28 protein-coding genes and 1 pseudogene are annotated in these 16,586 nt (G+C 63.2%); all 29 read left to right on the top strand.

Annotation, left to right across the window (positions count from 1 at the left end; all coding sequences use genetic code 11):
* Positions 1-134: pseudogene (gene tuf / locus EN869_RS31970) on the top strand (elongation factor Tu); the annotation flags it as partial.
* A gap of 68 nt (positions 135-202) precedes the next feature.
* Positions 203-511 carry a 30S ribosomal protein S10 gene (gene rpsJ / locus EN869_RS31975; protein ID WP_006205468.1) on the top strand — a complete coding sequence of 103 codons (309 nt, stop codon included), beginning with the start codon at positions 203-205 and terminating at the stop codon, positions 509-511.
* A gap of 61 nt (positions 512-572) precedes the next feature.
* Positions 573-1,289, top strand: a complete 717-nt coding sequence (gene rplC / locus EN869_RS31980; protein ID WP_127230327.1) for a 50S ribosomal protein L3 — start codon at positions 573-575, stop codon at positions 1,287-1,289.
* On the top strand, positions 1,289-1,909 hold the full coding sequence (rplD, locus tag EN869_RS31985; RefSeq protein ID WP_127230326.1) for a 50S ribosomal protein L4: 621 nt from the start codon (positions 1,289-1,291) through the stop codon (positions 1,907-1,909). The genes rplC and rplD overlap by 1 nt, the downstream gene beginning before the upstream one ends.
* Complete coding sequence (locus EN869_RS31990; protein WP_040983033.1) at positions 1,906-2,199, top strand: 50S ribosomal protein L23; 294 nt, start codon at positions 1,906-1,908, stop codon at positions 2,197-2,199. The genes rplD and EN869_RS31990 overlap by 4 nt, the downstream gene beginning before the upstream one ends.
* 22 nt (positions 2,200-2,221) lie before the next feature.
* A complete protein-coding gene (rplB, locus tag EN869_RS31995; RefSeq protein ID WP_126084116.1) occupies positions 2,222-3,055 on the top strand; it encodes a 50S ribosomal protein L2 in 834 nt (277 codons plus the stop codon).
* 16 nt (positions 3,056-3,071) lie between these two features.
* Entirely contained in the window at positions 3,072-3,350 is a 279-nt protein-coding gene (gene rpsS, locus EN869_RS32000; RefSeq protein ID WP_006205463.1) for a 30S ribosomal protein S19, read from the top strand.
* A gap of 2 nt (positions 3,351-3,352) precedes the next feature.
* On the top strand, positions 3,353-3,742 hold the full coding sequence (gene rplV / locus EN869_RS32005) for a 50S ribosomal protein L22 (RefSeq protein ID WP_010909277.1): 390 nt from the start codon (positions 3,353-3,355) through the stop codon (positions 3,740-3,742).
* Positions 3,742-4,473 (top strand): 30S ribosomal protein S3, encoded by a 732-nt coding sequence (gene rpsC, locus EN869_RS32010; protein ID WP_040983028.1) that lies wholly within the window; start codon positions 3,742-3,744, stop codon positions 4,471-4,473. Before rplV ends, rpsC begins: the two co-directional genes overlap by 1 nt.
* 27 nt (positions 4,474-4,500) lie before the next feature.
* Complete coding sequence (rplP, locus tag EN869_RS32015) at positions 4,501-4,914, top strand: 50S ribosomal protein L16 (protein WP_127230325.1); 414 nt, start codon at positions 4,501-4,503, stop codon at positions 4,912-4,914.
* Positions 4,915-4,926: 12 nt separating this feature from the next.
* The gene (gene rpmC, locus EN869_RS32020; RefSeq protein ID WP_127230324.1) at positions 4,927-5,127 is read left to right on the top strand and encodes a 50S ribosomal protein L29; all 201 of its coding nucleotides are present in this window, start codon (positions 4,927-4,929) and stop codon (positions 5,125-5,127) included.
* Between the two features lie 11 nt (positions 5,128-5,138).
* Positions 5,139-5,378, top strand: a complete 240-nt coding sequence (rpsQ, locus tag EN869_RS32025; RefSeq protein WP_023675136.1) for a 30S ribosomal protein S17 — start codon at positions 5,139-5,141, stop codon at positions 5,376-5,378.
* A gap of 83 nt (positions 5,379-5,461) precedes the next feature.
* A complete protein-coding gene (gene rplN / locus EN869_RS32030; RefSeq protein WP_006205457.1) occupies positions 5,462-5,830 on the top strand; it encodes a 50S ribosomal protein L14 in 369 nt (122 codons plus the stop codon).
* Between the two features lie 12 nt (positions 5,831-5,842).
* Positions 5,843-6,157, top strand: a complete 315-nt coding sequence (rplX, locus tag EN869_RS32035) for a 50S ribosomal protein L24 (protein WP_042642195.1) — start codon at positions 5,843-5,845, stop codon at positions 6,155-6,157.
* Positions 6,150-6,728, top strand: coding sequence for a 50S ribosomal protein L5 (gene rplE / locus EN869_RS32040; protein ID WP_127230323.1), 579 nt, complete (start codon positions 6,150-6,152; stop codon positions 6,726-6,728). The genes rplX and rplE overlap by 8 nt, the downstream gene beginning before the upstream one ends.
* Before the next feature lie 26 nt (positions 6,729-6,754).
* Complete coding sequence (rpsN, locus tag EN869_RS32045) at positions 6,755-7,060, top strand: 30S ribosomal protein S14 (RefSeq protein WP_095818136.1); 306 nt, start codon at positions 6,755-6,757, stop codon at positions 7,058-7,060.
* Positions 7,061-7,072: 12 nt separating this feature from the next.
* On the top strand, positions 7,073-7,471 hold the full coding sequence (gene rpsH, locus EN869_RS32050) for a 30S ribosomal protein S8 (protein ID WP_040994628.1): 399 nt from the start codon (positions 7,073-7,075) through the stop codon (positions 7,469-7,471).
* Between the two features lie 90 nt (positions 7,472-7,561).
* On the top strand, positions 7,562-8,095 hold the full coding sequence (rplF, locus tag EN869_RS32055; protein ID WP_127230322.1) for a 50S ribosomal protein L6: 534 nt from the start codon (positions 7,562-7,564) through the stop codon (positions 8,093-8,095).
* Between the two features lie 88 nt (positions 8,096-8,183).
* Positions 8,184-8,543: a 50S ribosomal protein L18 gene (gene rplR / locus EN869_RS32060; protein ID WP_040994632.1), complete on the top strand. Its 360-nt coding sequence runs from the start codon at positions 8,184-8,186 to the stop codon at positions 8,541-8,543.
* Positions 8,544-8,617: 74 nt separating this feature from the next.
* On the top strand, positions 8,618-9,187 hold the full coding sequence (gene rpsE / locus EN869_RS32065; protein ID WP_027046810.1) for a 30S ribosomal protein S5: 570 nt from the start codon (positions 8,618-8,620) through the stop codon (positions 9,185-9,187).
* Between the two features lie 25 nt (positions 9,188-9,212).
* Positions 9,213-9,410: a 50S ribosomal protein L30 gene (gene rpmD / locus EN869_RS32070; RefSeq protein ID WP_027170355.1), complete on the top strand. Its 198-nt coding sequence runs from the start codon at positions 9,213-9,215 to the stop codon at positions 9,408-9,410.
* Between the two features lie 22 nt (positions 9,411-9,432).
* Positions 9,433-9,906, top strand: coding sequence for a 50S ribosomal protein L15 (rplO, locus tag EN869_RS32075; protein ID WP_042642210.1), 474 nt, complete (start codon positions 9,433-9,435; stop codon positions 9,904-9,906).
* Between the two features lie 258 nt (positions 9,907-10,164).
* Complete coding sequence (gene secY / locus EN869_RS32080) at positions 10,165-11,505, top strand: preprotein translocase subunit SecY (protein ID WP_127230321.1); 1,341 nt, start codon at positions 10,165-10,167, stop codon at positions 11,503-11,505.
* A complete protein-coding gene (locus tag EN869_RS32085; RefSeq protein ID WP_127230320.1) occupies positions 11,502-12,092 on the top strand; it encodes an adenylate kinase in 591 nt (196 codons plus the stop codon). Before secY ends, EN869_RS32085 begins: the two co-directional genes overlap by 4 nt.
* Before the next feature lie 207 nt (positions 12,093-12,299).
* On the top strand, positions 12,300-12,668 hold the full coding sequence (gene rpsM / locus EN869_RS32090) for a 30S ribosomal protein S13 (RefSeq protein WP_027170351.1): 369 nt from the start codon (positions 12,300-12,302) through the stop codon (positions 12,666-12,668).
* A 159-nt stretch (positions 12,669-12,827) separates the two neighbouring features.
* Positions 12,828-13,217: a 30S ribosomal protein S11 gene (rpsK, locus tag EN869_RS32095; RefSeq protein ID WP_006205444.1), complete on the top strand. Its 390-nt coding sequence runs from the start codon at positions 12,828-12,830 to the stop codon at positions 13,215-13,217.
* Between the two features lie 97 nt (positions 13,218-13,314).
* The gene (locus EN869_RS32100; protein ID WP_040994640.1) at positions 13,315-14,325 is read left to right on the top strand and encodes a DNA-directed RNA polymerase subunit alpha; all 1,011 of its coding nucleotides are present in this window, start codon (positions 13,315-13,317) and stop codon (positions 14,323-14,325) included.
* Positions 14,326-14,429: 104 nt separating this feature from the next.
* The gene (gene rplQ / locus EN869_RS32105) at positions 14,430-14,861 is read left to right on the top strand and encodes a 50S ribosomal protein L17 (protein WP_127230319.1); all 432 of its coding nucleotides are present in this window, start codon (positions 14,430-14,432) and stop codon (positions 14,859-14,861) included.
* A 193-nt stretch (positions 14,862-15,054) separates the two neighbouring features.
* Entirely contained in the window at positions 15,055-16,542 is a 1,488-nt protein-coding gene (locus EN869_RS32110) for a DegQ family serine endoprotease (RefSeq protein WP_127230318.1), read from the top strand.
* The last annotated feature ends 44 nt before the right edge of the window (positions 16,543-16,586 follow it).

The raw sequence follows: 16,586 nt of genomic DNA on the forward strand, positions 1-16,586 counted from the left end.
TGATGCCCGGCGACAACATCACCGTCGACGTCGAGCTGATCGTGCCGATCGCGATGGAAGAGAAGCTGCGCTTCGCCATCCGTGAAGGCGGCCGCACCGTCGGTGCAGGCATCGTCGTCACCATCAAAGAGTAATTGGACTGAAACGGATCTGTCGCGGGCGCGGGAGCTGCCCGCGCCGCGCCAGAACAAGGAATTGACGCATGAACGGACAGAATATCCGCATCCGCCTTAAGGCGTTTGACCACCGGGTGCTCGACGCCTCGACGCGCGAAATCGTGTCGACCGCCAAGCGCACCGGCGCCAACGTCCGCGGCCCCATTCCGCTGCCGACGCGGATCGAAAAATTCACGGTCAACCGGTCGCCCCACGTCGACAAGAAGAGCCGCGAGCAGTTCGAGATGCGCACGCACAAGCGTCTGCTCGACATCGTCGATCCGACCCCGCAGACGGTCGATGCTTTGATGAAGCTCGATCTGGCCGCCGGTGTCGACGTCGAGATCAAGCTCTAAGGGATTGAGAGCGCGGTAAGGGGCGCTGCCCCTGGCCCGGAACTCTAAAGGAATTGAACCGATGCGTTCAGGTGTTATTGCAAAGAAGGTGGGAATGACCCGCATCTACAACGATGCCGGGGAACACGTTCCCGTCACCGTTCTCCAGATGGAGAACTGCCAGGTCGTGGCTCAGCGCACGCAGGAGAAGAACGGCTACACCGCCGTCCAGCTCGGCGTTGGCCTTGCCAAGGTGAAGAACACGTCGAAGGCGCTGCGCGGCCATTTCGCCGCCGCTTCCGTCGAGCCCAAGGCGAAGCTCGCCGAGTTCCGCGTCTCGGCCGACAACATGATCGACGTCGGCGCCGAGCTGACCGTCGAGCATTTCGTCGCCGGCCAGAAGGTCGACGTCACCGGCACCTCGACCGGTAAGGGTTTCCAGGGCGTGATCAAGCGGCACAACATGGGTGGCGGCCGCGCGACCCACGGTAACTCGGTCTCGCACCGCACGCACGGTTCGACCGGTCAGCGCCAGGACCCCGGCAAGGTGTTCAAGGGCAAGAAGATGGCCGGCCACATGGGCGACGTTCGCGTCACCACGCAGAATGTCGAGGTCGTCTCGACCGACGCCGATCGCGGCCTGATCCTGATCCGCGGCGCGGTTCCCGGTGTCAAGGGCGCCTGGATCCTGGTTCGCGACGCCGCCAAGGTTGCGCTGCCGGCCAATGCGCCGAAGCCTGCCGCGATCCGTGCCGCTGCCGCCAAGAACGAAGCCCCGGCCACTGAGGGAGCGGAATAATGGACCTCAAGATTACAACGCTCGGCGGTAAGGACGCCGGCAAGGTGAAACTCTCCGAGGAGATTTTCGGCCTTGACCCGCGCGAAGACATCCTGCAGCGCGTCGTGCGCTGGCAGCTCGCCAAGAAGCAGCAGGGCACGCACAAGGCCAAGGGCCGCGCCGAAATCGCGCGCACCGGCGCCAAGATGTACAAGCAGAAGGGTACGGGCCGCGCCCGTCACCATTCGGCTCGCGCTCCGCAGTTCCGCGGCGGCGGCAAGGCGCACGGCCCGGTCGTGCGCAGCCATGAGCACGAGCTGCCGAAGAAGGTGCGCGCGCTGGGCCTGAAGCATGCTCTCTCGGCCAAGGCCAAGAGCGCTTCGCTCATCATCATCGACGAGCTGAAGCTTGCCGAAGCCAAGACCAAGGCGCTGGCGGCGAACCTCGAGACACTGGGGCTGACCAACGCCCTGGTGATCGGCGGCGCCGAGCTTGACCAGAACTTCAAGCTAGCGGCGACCAACATTCCGAACATCGACGTGCTGCCCATCCAGGGCATCAACGTCTACGACATTCTGCGCCGCGGCACGCTGGTCCTTTCGAAGGCCGCCGTCGAGGCTCTCGAGGAGCGCTTTAAATGACTGACCTCCGTCACTACGACGTGATCGTCTCGCCGGCGATCACCGAAAAGTCGACCATGGCTTCCGAGCAGAACCAGGTCGTCTTCAACGTCGCCAAGAAGGCGTCGAAGCCGGAAATCAAGGCTGCCGTGGAAGCTCTCTTCGGCGTCAAGGTGACGGCTGTGAACACGCTCGTCCGCAAGGGCAAGATCAAGCGCTTCCGCGGCACCGTTGGCCGCCAGGGCGACGTCAAGAAGGCGGTTGTGACGCTGGCCGACGGCCAGTCGATCGACGTCGCGACGGGTCTCTGAGCAAGGCCGCGAGGACAGGACAATGGCACTTAAGAAATTCAACCCGGTAACGCCGAGCACCCGCCAGCTGGTCATCGTCGACCGCTCGGGCCTCTACAAGGGCAAGCCCGTCAAGGGCCTGACCGAAGGCCTGACCAAGTCGGGCGGCCGCAACAACTACGGCCGCATCACGGCCCGCTTCATCGGCGGTGGTCACAAGCGTTCGTACCGCATCATCGACTTCAAGCGTAAGAAGTACGATGTCGTCGGCACGGTCGAGCGTATCGAATACGATCCGAACCGCACCGCCTTCATCGCGCTGATCAAGTATGACGATGGCGAGCTGTCCTACATCCTGGCCCCGCAGCGCCTTGCTGCCGGCGACAAGATCGTGGCCGGCGAAGCGGTCGACGTGAAGCCGGGCAATGCGATGCCGCTGGCCTCGATGCCGGTGGGCACGATCGTCCACAACATCGAGCTGAAGCCGGGCAAGGGCGGCCAGGTCGCCCGTTCGGCTGGCGGCTACGCCCAGCTCGTCGGTCGCGACCAGGGCATGGCGATCCTGCGCCTCAACTCGGGCGAGCAGCGCGTCGTGCACGGTTCCTGCATGGCGACCGTCGGTGCTGTGTCGAACCCCGACCACGGCAACATCAATGACGGCAAGGCCGGTCGCACCGTTTGGCGCGGCAAGCGTCCGCACAATCGCGGCGTGGCCATGAACCCGGTCGATCATCCGCATGGCGGCGGTGAAGGCCGCACCTCGGGTGGCCGTCATCCGGTTTCGCCCTGGGGCAAGCCGACCAAGGGCAAGAAGACGCGGTCCAACAAGGCGACCGACAAGTTCATCCTGCGCTCGCGTCATCAGCGCAAGAGCTAAGAAGAGGTAACGCCAAGTGACTCGTTCGATTTGGAAAGGCCCCTTCATCGACGGCTACCTTCTCAAGAAGGTGGACAAAGTTCGTGAAGGCGGTCGCAATGAGGTGATCAAGATGTGGAGCCGTCGCTCCACCATCCTGCCGCAGTTCGTCGGCTTCACCTTCGGTGTCTACAACGGCCAGAAGCACGTCCCGGTCTCGGTGAACGAGGACATGGTCGGCCACAAGTTCGGTGAATTCGCTCCGACCCGGACCTATTACGGTCACGGCGCGGATAAGAAGGCGAAGAGGAAATAATCATGGGCAAGGCCAAAGCTCCGCGCAGGCTTGCTGATAACGAGGCGCGTGCCGTTCTGCGCACGATCCGCATCAGCCCGCAGAAGCTCAACCTGGTTGCCGCGCTGATCCGCGGCAAGAAGGTCGCGACAGCGCTTTCCGACCTCGAATTCTCGGCCAAGCGGATTTCCGGCACGGTCAAGAAGACGCTGGAATCGGCGATTGCCAACGCGGAAAACAATCACGACCTCGACGTCGACGCGCTGGTGGTGGCGGAAGCCTATGTCGGCAAGTCGATCGTCATGAAGCGTTTCCACGCTCGTGGCCGCGGTCGCGCCAGCCGTATCGAAAAGCCGTTCTCGCACCTCACGATCGTCGTTCGTGAAGTCGAGGAAAAAGGGGAGGCCGCATAATGGGCCAGAAAGTCAATCCGATCGGGCTGCGTCTCGGCATCAACCGTACCTGGGATTCGCGCTGGTTCGCGAACACCGGCGAGTACGGCCAGCTGCTGCACGAGGACCTCAAGATCCGCAAGTATCTCGAGAAGGAACTCAAGCAGGCCGCGATCTCCAAGGTCGTGATCGAGCGTCCGCACAAGAAGTGCCGCGTCACCATCCACGCCGCGCGTCCGGGCCTGATCATCGGCAAGAAGGGCGCCGACATCGAGAAGCTGCGCAAGAAGCTGACCGAGATGACGAAGTCCGAAACGCACCTCAACATCGTTGAAGTGCGCAAGCCGGAAATCGACGCCACGCTGATCGCCCAGTCGATCGCCCAGCAGCTCGAGCGCCGCATCGCGTTCCGCCGCGCCATGAAGCGTGCCGTTCAGTCGGCCATGCGTCTCGGCGCCGAAGGCATCCGCATCAACTGCTCCGGCCGTCTCGGCGGCGCCGAAATCGCGCGCATGGAGTGGTACCGCGAAGGCCGCGTGCCGCTGCACACGCTGCGCGCCGACGTCGACTACGGCACGGCCGAGGCGAACACGGCCTACGGCATCTGCGGCGTCAAGGTTTGGGTGTTCAAGGGCGAGATCCTCGAGCACGACCCGATGGCCTCCGAGCGTCGCGCCACCGAGGGTGATGCAGCGCATGGCGGCGGCGCCGGTGGTGAGCGTGAACGCGGCCGTCGTCGCGAGAACGCCTGAGACATTTGAGAATTTGGAGTTAGAACGATGCTGCAGCCAAAGCGCACAAAGTTCCGCAAGCAGTTCAAGGGCCGTATCCACGGTAACGCCAAGGGCGGTACCAACCTGGATTTCGGCGGTTTCGGGCTGAAGGCGCTTGAGCCGAACCGCGTCACCGCGCGTGAGATCGAGGCGGCCCGCCGCGCGATCACCCGCGAGATGAAGCGCGCCGGTCGCGTCTGGATCCGGGTGTTCCCGGACCTGCCGGTCACCTCGAAGCCGACCGAAGTCCGCATGGGTAAGGGCAAGGGCGGCGTCGACTATTGGGCGGCGCGCGTCAAGCCTGGCCGCATCATGTTCGAGATCGACGGCGTCAGCGAGGAGACCGCGCGTGAAGCGCTGCGCCTCGGCGCCGCCAAGCTCTCGGTCAAGACGCGCTTCGTGCAGCGCATCGCAGAATAAGGACAGGCGATCATGAAAGCCGAAGACATCCGGACCAAGACCCAGGATCAGCTGAGCGACGACCTGGCGGCGCTGAAGAAGGAGCAGTTCAACCTGCGCTTCCAGAAGGCCACCGGCCAGCTCGAGAAGACCGCGCGCGTGAAGCAGGTCCGCAAGGACATCGCGCGCATCAAGACCATCGCCGCGGAAAAAGCCGCGGCCAAGAAGGCTTAAGGACGAGAACCATGCCAAAGCGCATCCTGCAGGGCACCGTCGTCAGCGACAAGAACGAGAAGACGGTCGTGGTCAAGGTCGAGCGTCGCTTCACCCATCCGGTGATGAAGAAGACCGTGCGCATGACCAAGAAGTACAAGGCGCACGACGAGAACAACGCCCACAAGGTCGGCGACCAGGTGTTCATCCAGGAATCGAAGCCGATTTCGAAGGACAAGCGCTGGGTTGTCGTCTCTTCGGATCAGGCTTGATCCGGGCGAACGAACCGAATTTTGGACAGACCGGGGAGGGGTGAAAGCACCCGTCCCGTGAAAAAAGAAGAAGGCGGCCAGTCATGATTCAGATGCAAACAAACCTCGACGTCGCGGATAATTCCGGCGCCCGTCGTGTCATGTGCATCAAGGTGCTGGGCGGCTCGAAGCGGAAGTACGCATCCGTCGGCGACATCATCGTGGTGTCGATCAAGGAAGCCATTCCGCGCGGCCGCGTTAAGAAGGGCGATGTGATGAAGGCGGTCGTGGTTCGCACGGCCAAGGACATCCGCCGCCCGGACGGCAGCGTGATCCGTTTCGACAAGAACGCGGCCGTTCTCGTCGACAATAAGAAAGAGCCGATCGGCACCCGTATCTTCGGACCGGTTCCGCGCGAGCTGCGCGCCAAGAACCACATGAAGATCATCTCGCTCGCGCCTGAAGTGCTGTAAGGAGCCGGACCAATGCAAAAGATCAAAAAAGGCGACAAGGTCGTCGTGCTTGCCGGCAAGGACAAGGGCCGTTCGGGCGAAGTCCTGTCGGTGCAGCCGAAGGAAGATACCGCGGTCGTCCGCGGCGTGAACCTCATTCGCCGTCACCAGAAGCAGACCCAGTCCCAAGAGGGCGGGATCATCACCAAGGAAGCGCCGATCCACCTGTCGAACATCGCGCTGGCCGACCCCAAGGACGGCAAGCCGACCCGCGTCGGCTTCACCATCCAGAAGGACGGCAAGAAGGTGCGCGTCGCCAAGCGTTCGGGAGAAGTCATCAATGGCTAAGGCTGAAACCAAGCAGGCGGCTGCCAAGAACGAGCCGCGCCTCAAGAAGGTCTACAACGAGACCATCCGCAAGGCGCTTCAGGAGCAGTTCGGCTACGACAACGACATGCAGGTTCCGCGCATCGACAAGATCGTGCTGAACATGGGTGTCGGCGAAGCTACCGCCGATTCCAAGAAGCCCTCGGTCGCGGCCGAGGATCTCGCGCTGATCGCCGGCCAGAAGGCCGTCGTCACCCGCTCGCGCAAGTCGATCGCGGGCTTCAAGGTGCGCGAGAACATGCCGATCGGCGCCAAGGTCACGCTGCGCAAGGAACGCATGTACGAGTTCCTTGACCGCCTCGTGAACATCGCGCTGCCGCGCGTTCGCGACTTCCGCGGACTGAACCCGAAGAGCTTTGACGGCCGTGGCAACTACGCCATGGGCATCAAGGAGCACATCGTGTTCCCGGAGATCAACTACGACAAGGTTGATCAGGTCTGGGGCATGGACGTCATCGTTTGTACGACGGCGAAGACGGACGACGAGGCCAGAGCCCTGCTCAAGGCCTTCAACTTCCCCTTCCGCCAGTAACGGCAGCGAAAAAGGAAAAATCTGAAATGGCAAAGACCAGCTCAGTCGAGAAGAACAACCGGCGCCGCAAGCTCGCCGACCAGTACGCCGCCAAGCGCGCGGCGCTCAAGGCCATCGTCATGGATCAGTCCAAGCCGATGGAAGAGCGTTTCCGTGCCCAGTTGAAGCTTTCGGCGTTGCCGCGCAACTCGGCCAAGATCCGCATCCGCAACCGCTGCGAAGTCACGGGCCGTCCGCGCGCCTACTATCGCAAGCTTAAGCTTTCGCGTATCGCGCTTCGCGATCTTGGCAATACCGGCCAGATCCCGGGCCTCGTCAAGTCGAGCTGGTAAGGAGACACTGAGATGTCATTGAGCGATCCTCTCGGCGATATGCTGACCCGAATCCGCAACGCCTATGGCCGCAAGAAGTCGAGCGTTTCGACTCCGGCCTCGCGTCTGCGCGCCCGCGTTCTCGACGTGCTGAAGTCGGAAGGCTATATCCGCGACTACAGCCAGACCGATTTCGAAAACGGCAAGTCGGAAATCGAGATCGAGCTGAAGTATTTCGACGGCGCTCCGGTCGTGCGCGAAATCGAGCGCGTCTCGAAGCCTGGCCGCCGCGTCTATGTCTCGGCCAAGTCGATCCCGCAGGTCGCCAACGGCCTCGGCATTGCCATCCTTTCGACGCCGAAGGGCGTCATGGCCGACCATGAAGCGCGCGAGCAGAATGTCGGCGGCGAAATCCTCTGCCAGATCTTCTGATCGGCCAAGAGATTGATGAATGGGCTTCGGTTCTCGGGATCGCGCCCGGGAACTGGAACCTGAAACCAAAGAAGTGACGAGGACAACAAAATGTCTCGTATCGGAAAGAAACCCGTTTCGCTGCCGCAGGGCGTGACCGCGACCGTCAACGGCCAGACCGTGACGGCGAAGGGCCCGAAGGGCGAGCTGAAGTTCGTGGTGAACGACGAAGTGCTGGTGAAGATGGAGAATAACGAAATCTCCGTCGAGCCGCGCGACCAGACCAAGACCGCCCGCTCCAAGTGGGGCATGTCGCGCACGCAGATCGTCAACATCCTGCAGGGCGTGAAGGACGGCTTCGAGAAGAAGCTCGAGATCACCGGCGTCGGCTATCGTGCTGCGTTGCAGGGCAAGAACCTGCAACTGGCGCTTGGCTTCAGCCATGACGTGATCTACCAGACGCCGCAGGGCATCACCATCACCGTGCCGAAGCCGACCGAAATCACGGTCTCGGGCATCGACAAGCAGCAGGTCGGCCAGGTCGCCGCCGAGATCCGCGAATATCGCGGTCCGGAGCCGTACAAGGGCAAGGGCGTGCGCCATGTCGACGAGCGCATCGTGCGCAAGGAAGGCAAGAAGAAGTAAGAAGTGTAACGCCGCGGGGAGCGGCCGCGGGAGGCCTGGCCTACCGCACAAGGTTGCCCCCGTTTTCTGAAGGCAGGGAACTGACAGTATGAGCACGAAAGAAGCCACCCAGCGCCGCGCGCAGCGCATCCGCCGCCAGATCAAGAAGGTCGCCGGCGAGCGTCCGCGTCTGTCGGTGCATCGCACCTCGAAGAACATCTACGTCCAGGTGATCGACGACGCCAAGGGCCACACGCTGGCCGCCGCCTCGACGCTCGAGAAGGACCTCAAGGGTTCGCTCAAGACCGGCGCCGACACCGCCGCCGCCGCCGCCGTCGGCAAGCTGATCGCCGAGCGCGCCGCCAAGGCCGGCGTCAAGGAAGTCGTCTTCGATCGTGGGCCGTACATCTATCACGGCCGCGTCAAGGCGCTGGCCGAAGCTGCCCGCGAAGGCGGCCTCAGCTTCTAATTTCGCCGCCGATGACCCAAAGCGGCATCGGCAAACAGCAACCCGTGCTTCCGGAAAAGAACAAGGACTAGGATATGGCACAGGAACGTAGAGAAGGCGGCCGCGGCCGCGAGCGTGAACGCGAAGAGCGTGACGACGGCATGGTGGACAAGCTTGTCCACATCAACCGCGTCGCCAAGGTGGTGAAGGGTGGCCGTCGTTTCGGCTTTGCCGCTCTCGTCGTCGTCGGCGACCAGAAGGGCCGCGTCGGCTTCGGCCACGGCAAGGCGCGCGAAGTGCCGGAAGCGATCCGCAAGGCGACCGAGTCGGCCAAGCGCGACATGATCTTCGTGCCGCTGCGTTCGGGCCGCACGCTGCATCACGACGTCGAGGGTCGTTGGGGCGCCGGACGCGTTCTGCTGCGCGCCGCCAAGCAGGGTACTGGCATCATCGCTGGCGGCCCGATGCGCGCCGTCTTCGAGACGCTCGGCATGCATGACGTGGTCGCCAAGTCGATGGGTTCGTCGAACCCCTACAACATGGTTCGCGCCACCTTCGACGCGCTGAAGAGCCAGATGCATCCGAAGGATGTGGCTGCCGCGCGCGGCATCAAGTACTCGACCCTTCAGGCCCGCCGCGGCACCGCCGTTGCGGCTGAAGAATAGTCGACGCTGACCAGGGATTTCGACCATGGCCAAGAAAGCTACCAAGACCATCACCGTCGAGCAGATCGGCTCCCCGATCCGCCGGCCGAAGGAGCAGCGCGCGACGCTGGTCGGCCTCGGCCTGAACAAGATGCACAAGCGGCGCACGCTGGAAGATACCCCTTCCGTGCGCGGCATGATCGCCGCCGTCCAGCACCTCGTCCGCGTCGTGGACGAGGCCTGAACGGAAGCGCAGGAGAAGAATGATGAAACTCAACGATCTGCGTGACAAGGACGGCGCCACGCATTCCAGGAAGCGCCTCGGTCGCGGCATCGGCTCCGGCTCGGGCAAGACCGCCGGTCGCGGCGTCAAGGGTCAGAAGGCCCGTTCGGGCGTTGCCATCAACGGCTTCGAGGGTGGCCAGATGCCGCTCTACCGGCGCCTGCCGAAGCGCGGCTTCAACAACCTGTTCGGCAAGAGCTTCGCGGTCGTGTCGCTGGCCAAGATCCAGGCGGCTGTTGACGCCAAGAAGCTGGACGCCAAGGCTGCCGTGACGGCCGAGGCCCTGGTTGCCGCCGGCGTCATCCGCCGCGCCAAGGACGGCGTGCGCGTGCTGTCCGACGGCGAACTCAAGGCAAAGCTCTCCTTCGACGTCGCCGGCGCCTCCAAGGCGGCGATCGAGAAGATCGAGAAGGCCGGCGGTTCGGTGAAGCTGCCGGAAGCGGCCGCCGCCGAGTAACGGCGATTTGAAGCGCGGTCGACAGGGATGATTTCGCATTTTCCGTCGAACCGCGCTTTGACCAGATGAATTGAGCGGCCGCGTCAACGCGGCCGCTTGCATGTTTACGGTCCGGAGCTTATCTCGTGAGCTTCGGCGACACGCGCCGCCCTGAGCTGCAGGCATCGAGCGTGACACGGAAATCAATGAAGTAGAGCATGATGTTGTCCGAAGACCTCTCCACACTTTTCGGCATCATGCTCTAGCGGAGAATCAGGCATGGCTTCGGCTGCTGAACAACTAGCCTCCAATCTGAATTTTGCGGCCTTCGCCAAGGCCGAGGATTTGAAGAAGCGCATCTGGTTCACCATTGGCGCGCTGCTCGTCTACCGCCTCGGCACCTATATCCCGCTGCCCGGCATCAATCCCGACGCTTTCGCCCAAGCCTTCTCCTCGCAGAGCAAGGGCGTGCTCGGCATGTTCAACATGTTTGCCGGCGGCGCCGTGCAGCGCATGGCTATCTTCGCGCTGGGCATCATGCCCTACATCTCCGCCTCCATCATCATGCAGTTGATGACCTCGGTCATCCCGACGCTGGAAGCGCTGAAGAAGGAAGGCGAGCAGGGCCGCAAGATCATCAACCAGTACACGCGCTACGGCACCGTGCTCCTGGCGCTGATCCAGGCCTACGGCATTTCGATCGGCCTCGAAGGCGGCAACGGCATCGTCAACGATCCCGGCATGTTCTTCCGCATCTCGACCGTCGTGACGCTGGTTGGCGGCACCATGTTCCTGATGTGGCTCGGCGAGCAGATCACCGCGCGCGGCATCGGCAACGGCATTTCGCTGATCATCTTCTCGGGCATCGTCGCCGGGCTGCCGCGCGCCATCTCCGGCACGCTGGAACTCGGCCGCACCGGCGCGCTGTCCACCGGCCTCATTCTCGCGATCATCGTGCTGGCCATCATCGTCATCGCGCTGATCGTCTTCTTCGAGCGCGCGCAGCGCCGCTTGCTTATCCAGTATCCGAAGCGCCAGGTCGGCAACCGCATGTTCCAGGGCGACACCTCGCATTTGCCGCTGAAGCTGAACACGTCGGGCGTTATCCCGCCGATCTTCGCGTCCTCGCTGCTGCTTTTGCCGGCCACGGTCGCGGGCTTCTCGCAGGCGACCAACCTGCCGGCTTGGGCAAGCACCATCCTGGCCTCGCTCGGCCACGGCCAGCCGCTCTACATGATCTTCTACGCGAGCATGATCGTGTTCTTCGCCTTCTTCTACACGGCGATCGTCTTCAATCCGAAGGACACGGCAGACCAGCTCAAGAAGCATTCCGGCTTCATTCCGGGCTATCGTCCGGGCGAGCGCACGGCCGAATATATCGACTATGTTCTGACGCGTATCACCGTCATCGGCGCCATCTACCTGGTGCTGGTCTGTTTGCTGCCGGAGTTCCTGATTTCGGCGACTGGCGTACCTTTCTACCTCGGTGGCACATCGCTTCTGATCGTGGTCAGTGTCACGCTCGACACGGTGGCGCAGATTCAGGGTCACCTGATCGCGCACCAGTATGAGGGCCTGATCAAGAAGTCGAAGTTGCGCGGGGGGAAGAGGAGCAGATGAGGCTGATATTGCTTGGGCCGCCAGGAGCGGGCAAGGGGACGCAAGCACAAAGACTGGTAGAAAAACACGGCATACCCCAGCTCTCGACGGGTGACATGCTGCGTGCCGCCGTCCAGGCCGGAACCGAGGTCGGCAAACGCGCCAAGGCGGTGATGGATGCCGGCGAGCTGGTCTCCGATGCAATCGTCAACGCCATCGTCGCCGAACGCATAGATCAGCCGGACTGCGCCAGGGGTTTTATCCTCGACGGCTATCCGCGCACGCTGGTCCAGGCCGACGCGGTCGATGCCATGCTTGCCGAACGCGGCATTGCGCTCGACACCGTCATCGAGCTCGTCGTCGACGACAAGGCGCTGGTTGGGCGAATCGTCAAGCGCGCCGAGGAGGCCAAGGCCGCGGGCCAGCCGGTGCGCAAGGACGACAACCCGGCGGTGTTCGAAGAGCGCCTGCGTGAATATTACAAGAAGACGGCGCCGCTGACCGGCTACTACTACGCCAAAGGCAAGCTCAAGACGGTCGACGGCATGGCCAGCATCGATGCGGTGACCGCGGAGATCGGCAAGGTGCTCTCGGCGGCGGCGAAGTAGGCCGGGCTGGCAATTGAAGATTGCGCTTGACGGAAGGCCGCCATTGGGTTATGGCGGCCCGTCTTCCTATCAGGCATGGACTTTGCTTGCCCTTGCGGGCAAGGCGTCCGCTTTGAACCAGGAAACTCCCGCAAGGGCCGGCCTCCACCGGACGCGGGGTTAACTTGAACGCCGGCTCGTCCGGCCTACATGGAGAAAGAGAAGAACATGGCTCGTATAGCCGGCGTCAACATTCCGACCAACAAGCGCGTCGTCATCGCGCTTCAGTACATTCACGGCATCGGCAAGAAGTTTGCCCAGGAGATCGTCGACAAGGTCGGCATCCCGGCAGACCGCCGCGTCAACCAGCTGACCGACGCGGAAGTGCTGCAGATCCGCGAGACGATCGACCGCGACTACCAGGTCGAAGGCGACCTGCGCCGCGAAGTCTCGATGAACATCAAGCGGCTCATGGACCTCGGCTGCTATCGCGGCCTGCGTCACCGCCGCTCGCTGCCGGTCCGTGGCCAGCGCACGCATACCAATGCGCGCACCCGCAAGGGCCCGGCCAAGGCGATCGCCGGCAAGAAGAAGTAATTAGGGGAATAAGGGAGTAGGGGAGTAAGGCAGTAGGGAGTGGTCCGAGAACCGGACGCTTTGTTTCCCTACTCCCTTACTTCCCTATTCCCCTACTCCCTTCCCTAAGGTGGAGCCGCTGGCATTACGGCGGTGTAGAGATCAACTGAAAGGACTACCATGGCCAAGGAAGCCGCTCGTGTTCGCCGTCGCGAACGCAAGAACATCTCGTCGGGCGTTGCCCACGTCAATTCGACCTTCAACAACACCATGATCACCATCACCGACGCGCAGGGCAATTCGATTGCCTGGTCGTCGGCCGGCGCGCAAGGGTTCAAGGGTTCGCGCAAGTCGACCCCGTTCGCCGCGCAGATGGCCGCTGAGGACGTCGCCAAGAAGGCGCAGGAACACGGCATGCGCATGCTCGAGGTCGAGGTCTGCGGACCCGGCTCCGGTCGTGAATCGGCGCTTCGCGCGCTGCAGGCGGCCGGCTTCACCATCACCTCGATCCGTGACGTGACGCCGATCCCGCACAATGGTTGCCGTCCGCGCAAGAAGCGCCGCGTCTGATTTTTAAGCGCCGCGCGAACGCCAAGGCGTTCCTCCGCGGCTTTCCGTGTCGCCCGCCACGATTGGATGGTGGCGGGGCAAAGGAAGGAAGACATTTATGATCCAGAAAAACTGGCAGGAACTGATCAAGCCGAACAAGATCGAGTTCTCGTCGAAGAAGAAGACGCTGACCACGCTGGTGGCCGAGCCGCTCGAACGCGGCTTTGGCCTGACGCTGGGCAACGCGCTACGGCGCGTGCTTCTGTCTTCGCTGCGCGGCGCGGCCGTCACCGCCGTGCAGATCGACGGCGTGCTGCATGAATTCTCGTCCATCGCCGGCGTGCGCGAGGACGTGACCGACATCGTGCTCAACATCAAGGAAATCGCCATCCGCATGGAAGGCGATGGTCCCAAGCGCATGGTCGTGCGCAAGCAGGGCCCGGGTGCGGTGCTCGCCGGCGACATCCAGACCGTGGGCGACGTCGAGATCCTCAACCCCGACCACGTCATCTGCACGCTGGACGAGGGCGCCGAGATCCGCATGGAGTTCACCGTCGACACCGGCAAGGGCTATGTGCCGGCCGAGCGCAACCGCGCCGAGGACGCGCCGATCGGCCTGATCCCGGTCGACAGTCTCTACTCGCCGGTCAAGAAGGTCTCCTACAAGGTCGAGAACACCCGTGAGGGCCAGGTGCTCGACTACGACAAGCTGACCATGACCATCGAGACCAACGGCTCGATCTCGGGCGAGGACGCGGTGGCTTTCGCCGCCCGCATCCTGCAGGACCAACTCGCGCTGTTCGTCAACTTCGACGAGCCGCAGAAGGAAGTCGCGACCGAAGCCGTCACCGAGCTCGCCTTCAATCCGGCGCTGCTCAAGAAGGTCGACGAGCTCGAGCTTTCGGTGCGTTCGGCCAACTGCCTGAAGAACGACAACATCGTCTATATCGGCGACCTGATCCAGAAGACCGAAGCCGAGATGCTGCGCACCCCGAACTTCGGCCGCAAGTCGCTTAACGAGATCAAGGAAGTGCTGGCCGCCATGGGCCTCCATCTCGGCATGGAAGTGCCGGACTGGCCGCCGGAAAACATCGAAGACCTCGCAAAGCGTTACGAAGACCAATATTGAGCATGAATTCCAAGGATCGGCGGCGCGAGCCGCTCGATCCGACGGTCATGCGGAAAACCATCAGAGGCCGTGGCCTCTTGAACAACTAAAGAAGGAAAAGAGCCATGCGCCACGGTTTCAAAGGCCGCCGCTTCGCCCGTAGCATCAGCCATCGCAAGTCGATGTTCGCCAACCTCGCCGTGTCTCTGATCGAGCACGAGCAGATCGTCACCACCCTGCCGAAGGCGAAGGACCTGCGTCCGATCGTCGAGAAGCTGGTGACGCTCGGCAAGCGCGGCGACCTGCACGCCCGCCGCCAGGTGATCGCGCAGATCGGTAATGAGCCGGTCGTGAAGCGCCTGTTCGAAACCCTCGCCCCGCGCTACGCCACCCGCAACGGCGGCTACCTGCGCATCATGAAGGCAGGTTTCCGCAAGGGCGACAACGCCGCCATGGCGGTCATTGAGTTCGTCGATCGCGACACCTCGGCCAAGGGCGCCGCCGACCGCGCCCGCCTCGAGGCCGAAGGTGGCAACGAGGAAGCCGCGGCCGCCTGAGGCACGCGGTTTCATCAATGACTTCAAGGGGCCTACGGGCCCCTTTTGCATTTGCCGAACGAAGCCGGAAGGGATGCAGATTTTTCGCCCTTGTGCGAACGCTTTTGCGCGACAAGCGTCGCATTTGTGTGCATTAGCCTTTCATTCTGCACATTCGTCGGGACAATGGCGCCCGATCAGGAGGGATTCGAAAATGCACCTCAAGCGACTGTTTCTTGTTGCCGCGCTGGCCGTTTTCGCCGCGGCACCGGCCGCAAGACAGGCTTTTGCCGAGGATGCCGCCAAGCCGGCGGATCCGGGCCTCTCCGACGTGCTGACCGATCTCTTGCATGGCGTCGAGGGCGAGAACGGCACGTCCGGCCCCGACAAGCGCGTACCGTTCGGTCGCGAGGAGGTGCAGCTTTCCTTCGCGCCGCTGGTCAAGCAGACCGCGCCGGCGGTCGTCAACGTCTATGCCTCGCAGACCGCCAAGGTGACGTCGCCTTTCGAGGGCGATCCCTTCTTCGAGGAATTCTTCGGCCGCGCCCAGCCGCGCGCGCAGTCCTCGCTGGGCTCCGGCGTGCTGGTCGATCCGAGCGGCGTCATCGTCACCAACTACCACGTCATCAAGGACGCCGACGAGGTGAAGGTCGCGACTGCCGACGGGCGCGAATTCCCCTCGAAGGTTATGCTCAAGGATGAGACGCTCGATCTTGCGGTGCTGAAGATTTCGGCCGACAAGCCGTTCCCGGTGATCGCGATCGGCGATTCCGATGCGCTCGAAGTCGGCGACCTGGTGCTGGCAATCGGCAATCCGTTCGGCGTCGGCCAGACCACCACCAGCGGCATTGTCTCCGCACTTGCCCGCAGCCATATCGGCGTTTCGGATTCGGGCTATTTCGTTCAGACCGACGCCGCCATCAATCCCGGCAATTCCGGCGGCGCGCTGATCAACATGGGCGGCCAGTTGGTCGGCATCAACACAGCGATCTACAGCCGCAGCGGCGGCTCGATCGGCATCGGCTTCGCCATTCCCTCCAACATGGTGCGCGCCTTTGCCGACGCCGCCAAGGCCGGGCTCGACTTCTTCGAGCGGCCCTATATCGGCGCGGAATTCGAACTGGTGACGCCGCAGATCGCCGAATCCCTCGGCATGGAGAAGCCGACCGGCGCACTGGTGTCGTCAGTGGACCCCGCCGGGCCTGCCGGCAAGGCAGGGCTGAACCCGGGCGATGTCATCCTGTCGCTCAACAACACGCCAGTCGAAAGCATCGAAGCGCTCGACTACCGCATGGCGACGCTGTCGATCGGCACCAAGGCGACCTTTGCCGTGCTGAGCAAGGGCAAGCAGGCCACCATGGAAATCCCGCTGGAGCGGGCGCCGGAGGGCGCCAAGCCCAGCGAAGTCACCTTGCGGGGCCGCAGTCCCTTTTCCGGCGCCAAGGTCGCGGAACTGTCGCCCAGGCTTGCCCAGCGGCTTGGCCTGCGCACCGATCTCAAGGGCGTCACCGTCATCGATATCAGCCGGGATTCGCCTGCAGCCGATTTCGGCTTCCAGCCCGGCGATATCGTGCGTGAGGTGAACGGAACCACCATCGAAACCGCGGCGACGCTGGCACAGGTTGCCCAGCAGGACACGCGCTGGTGGCGCTTTACCGTCGAGCGCGGCGGGCAGATACTGCGCCAGGTGTTGCGCTACTGAGGCGGTCTTCCCATCTACAGCATGATCCCGAACCGAAGGTCCGC

This window comes from Mesorhizobium sp. M2D.F.Ca.ET.226.01.1.1, assembly GCF_004022705.2.
Classification (GTDB): domain Bacteria; phylum Pseudomonadota; class Alphaproteobacteria; order Rhizobiales; family Rhizobiaceae; genus Mesorhizobium.

What these genes read in the sequence shown, in the direction of transcription:
- rplE (WP_127230323.1), top strand. Translation starts at nt 6,150, where the DNA reads ATGGCTAAGGCTGAAACCAAGCAGGCGGCTGCCAAGAACGAGCCGCGC.
- rpsE (WP_027046810.1), top strand. Translation starts at nt 8,618, where the DNA reads ATGGCACAGGAACGTAGAGAAGGCGGCCGCGGCCGCGAGCGTGAACGC.
- rplD (WP_127230326.1), top strand. Translation starts at nt 1,289, where the DNA reads ATGGACCTCAAGATTACAACGCTCGGCGGTAAGGACGCCGGCAAGGTG.
- rplC (WP_127230327.1), top strand. Translation starts at nt 573, where the DNA reads ATGCGTTCAGGTGTTATTGCAAAGAAGGTGGGAATGACCCGCATCTAC.
- rpsC (WP_040983028.1), top strand. Translation starts at nt 3,742, where the DNA reads ATGGGCCAGAAAGTCAATCCGATCGGGCTGCGTCTCGGCATCAACCGT.
- rplV (WP_010909277.1), top strand. Translation starts at nt 3,353, where the DNA reads ATGGGCAAGGCCAAAGCTCCGCGCAGGCTTGCTGATAACGAGGCGCGT.
- EN869_RS31990 (WP_040983033.1), top strand. Translation starts at nt 1,906, where the DNA reads ATGACTGACCTCCGTCACTACGACGTGATCGTCTCGCCGGCGATCACC.
- rpsN (WP_095818136.1), top strand. Translation starts at nt 6,755, where the DNA reads ATGGCAAAGACCAGCTCAGTCGAGAAGAACAACCGGCGCCGCAAGCTC.
- rpmC (WP_127230324.1), top strand. Translation starts at nt 4,927, where the DNA reads ATGAAAGCCGAAGACATCCGGACCAAGACCCAGGATCAGCTGAGCGAC.
- EN869_RS32110 (WP_127230318.1), top strand. Translation starts at nt 15,055, where the DNA reads ATGCACCTCAAGCGACTGTTTCTTGTTGCCGCGCTGGCCGTTTTCGCC.
- rplP (WP_127230325.1), top strand. Translation starts at nt 4,501, where the DNA reads ATGCTGCAGCCAAAGCGCACAAAGTTCCGCAAGCAGTTCAAGGGCCGT.
- rplN (WP_006205457.1), top strand. Translation starts at nt 5,462, where the DNA reads ATGATTCAGATGCAAACAAACCTCGACGTCGCGGATAATTCCGGCGCC.
- rpmD (WP_027170355.1), top strand. Translation starts at nt 9,213, where the DNA reads ATGGCCAAGAAAGCTACCAAGACCATCACCGTCGAGCAGATCGGCTCC.
- rplF (WP_127230322.1), top strand. Translation starts at nt 7,562, where the DNA reads ATGTCTCGTATCGGAAAGAAACCCGTTTCGCTGCCGCAGGGCGTGACC.
- rplQ (WP_127230319.1), top strand. Translation starts at nt 14,430, where the DNA reads ATGCGCCACGGTTTCAAAGGCCGCCGCTTCGCCCGTAGCATCAGCCAT.
- EN869_RS32100 (WP_040994640.1), top strand. Translation starts at nt 13,315, where the DNA reads ATGATCCAGAAAAACTGGCAGGAACTGATCAAGCCGAACAAGATCGAG.
- rplB (WP_126084116.1), top strand. Translation starts at nt 2,222, where the DNA reads ATGGCACTTAAGAAATTCAACCCGGTAACGCCGAGCACCCGCCAGCTG.
- EN869_RS32085 (WP_127230320.1), top strand. Translation starts at nt 11,502, where the DNA reads ATGAGGCTGATATTGCTTGGGCCGCCAGGAGCGGGCAAGGGGACGCAA.
- rpsH (WP_040994628.1), top strand. Translation starts at nt 7,073, where the DNA reads ATGTCATTGAGCGATCCTCTCGGCGATATGCTGACCCGAATCCGCAAC.
- rplR (WP_040994632.1), top strand. Translation starts at nt 8,184, where the DNA reads ATGAGCACGAAAGAAGCCACCCAGCGCCGCGCGCAGCGCATCCGCCGC.
- rplX (WP_042642195.1), top strand. Translation starts at nt 5,843, where the DNA reads ATGCAAAAGATCAAAAAAGGCGACAAGGTCGTCGTGCTTGCCGGCAAG.
- secY (WP_127230321.1), top strand. Translation starts at nt 10,165, where the DNA reads ATGGCTTCGGCTGCTGAACAACTAGCCTCCAATCTGAATTTTGCGGCC.
- rpsJ (WP_006205468.1), top strand. Translation starts at nt 203, where the DNA reads ATGAACGGACAGAATATCCGCATCCGCCTTAAGGCGTTTGACCACCGG.
- rpsQ (WP_023675136.1), top strand. Translation starts at nt 5,139, where the DNA reads ATGCCAAAGCGCATCCTGCAGGGCACCGTCGTCAGCGACAAGAACGAG.
- rplO (WP_042642210.1), top strand. Translation starts at nt 9,433, where the DNA reads ATGAAACTCAACGATCTGCGTGACAAGGACGGCGCCACGCATTCCAGG.
- rpsK (WP_006205444.1), top strand. Translation starts at nt 12,828, where the DNA reads ATGGCCAAGGAAGCCGCTCGTGTTCGCCGTCGCGAACGCAAGAACATC.
- rpsM (WP_027170351.1), top strand. Translation starts at nt 12,300, where the DNA reads ATGGCTCGTATAGCCGGCGTCAACATTCCGACCAACAAGCGCGTCGTC.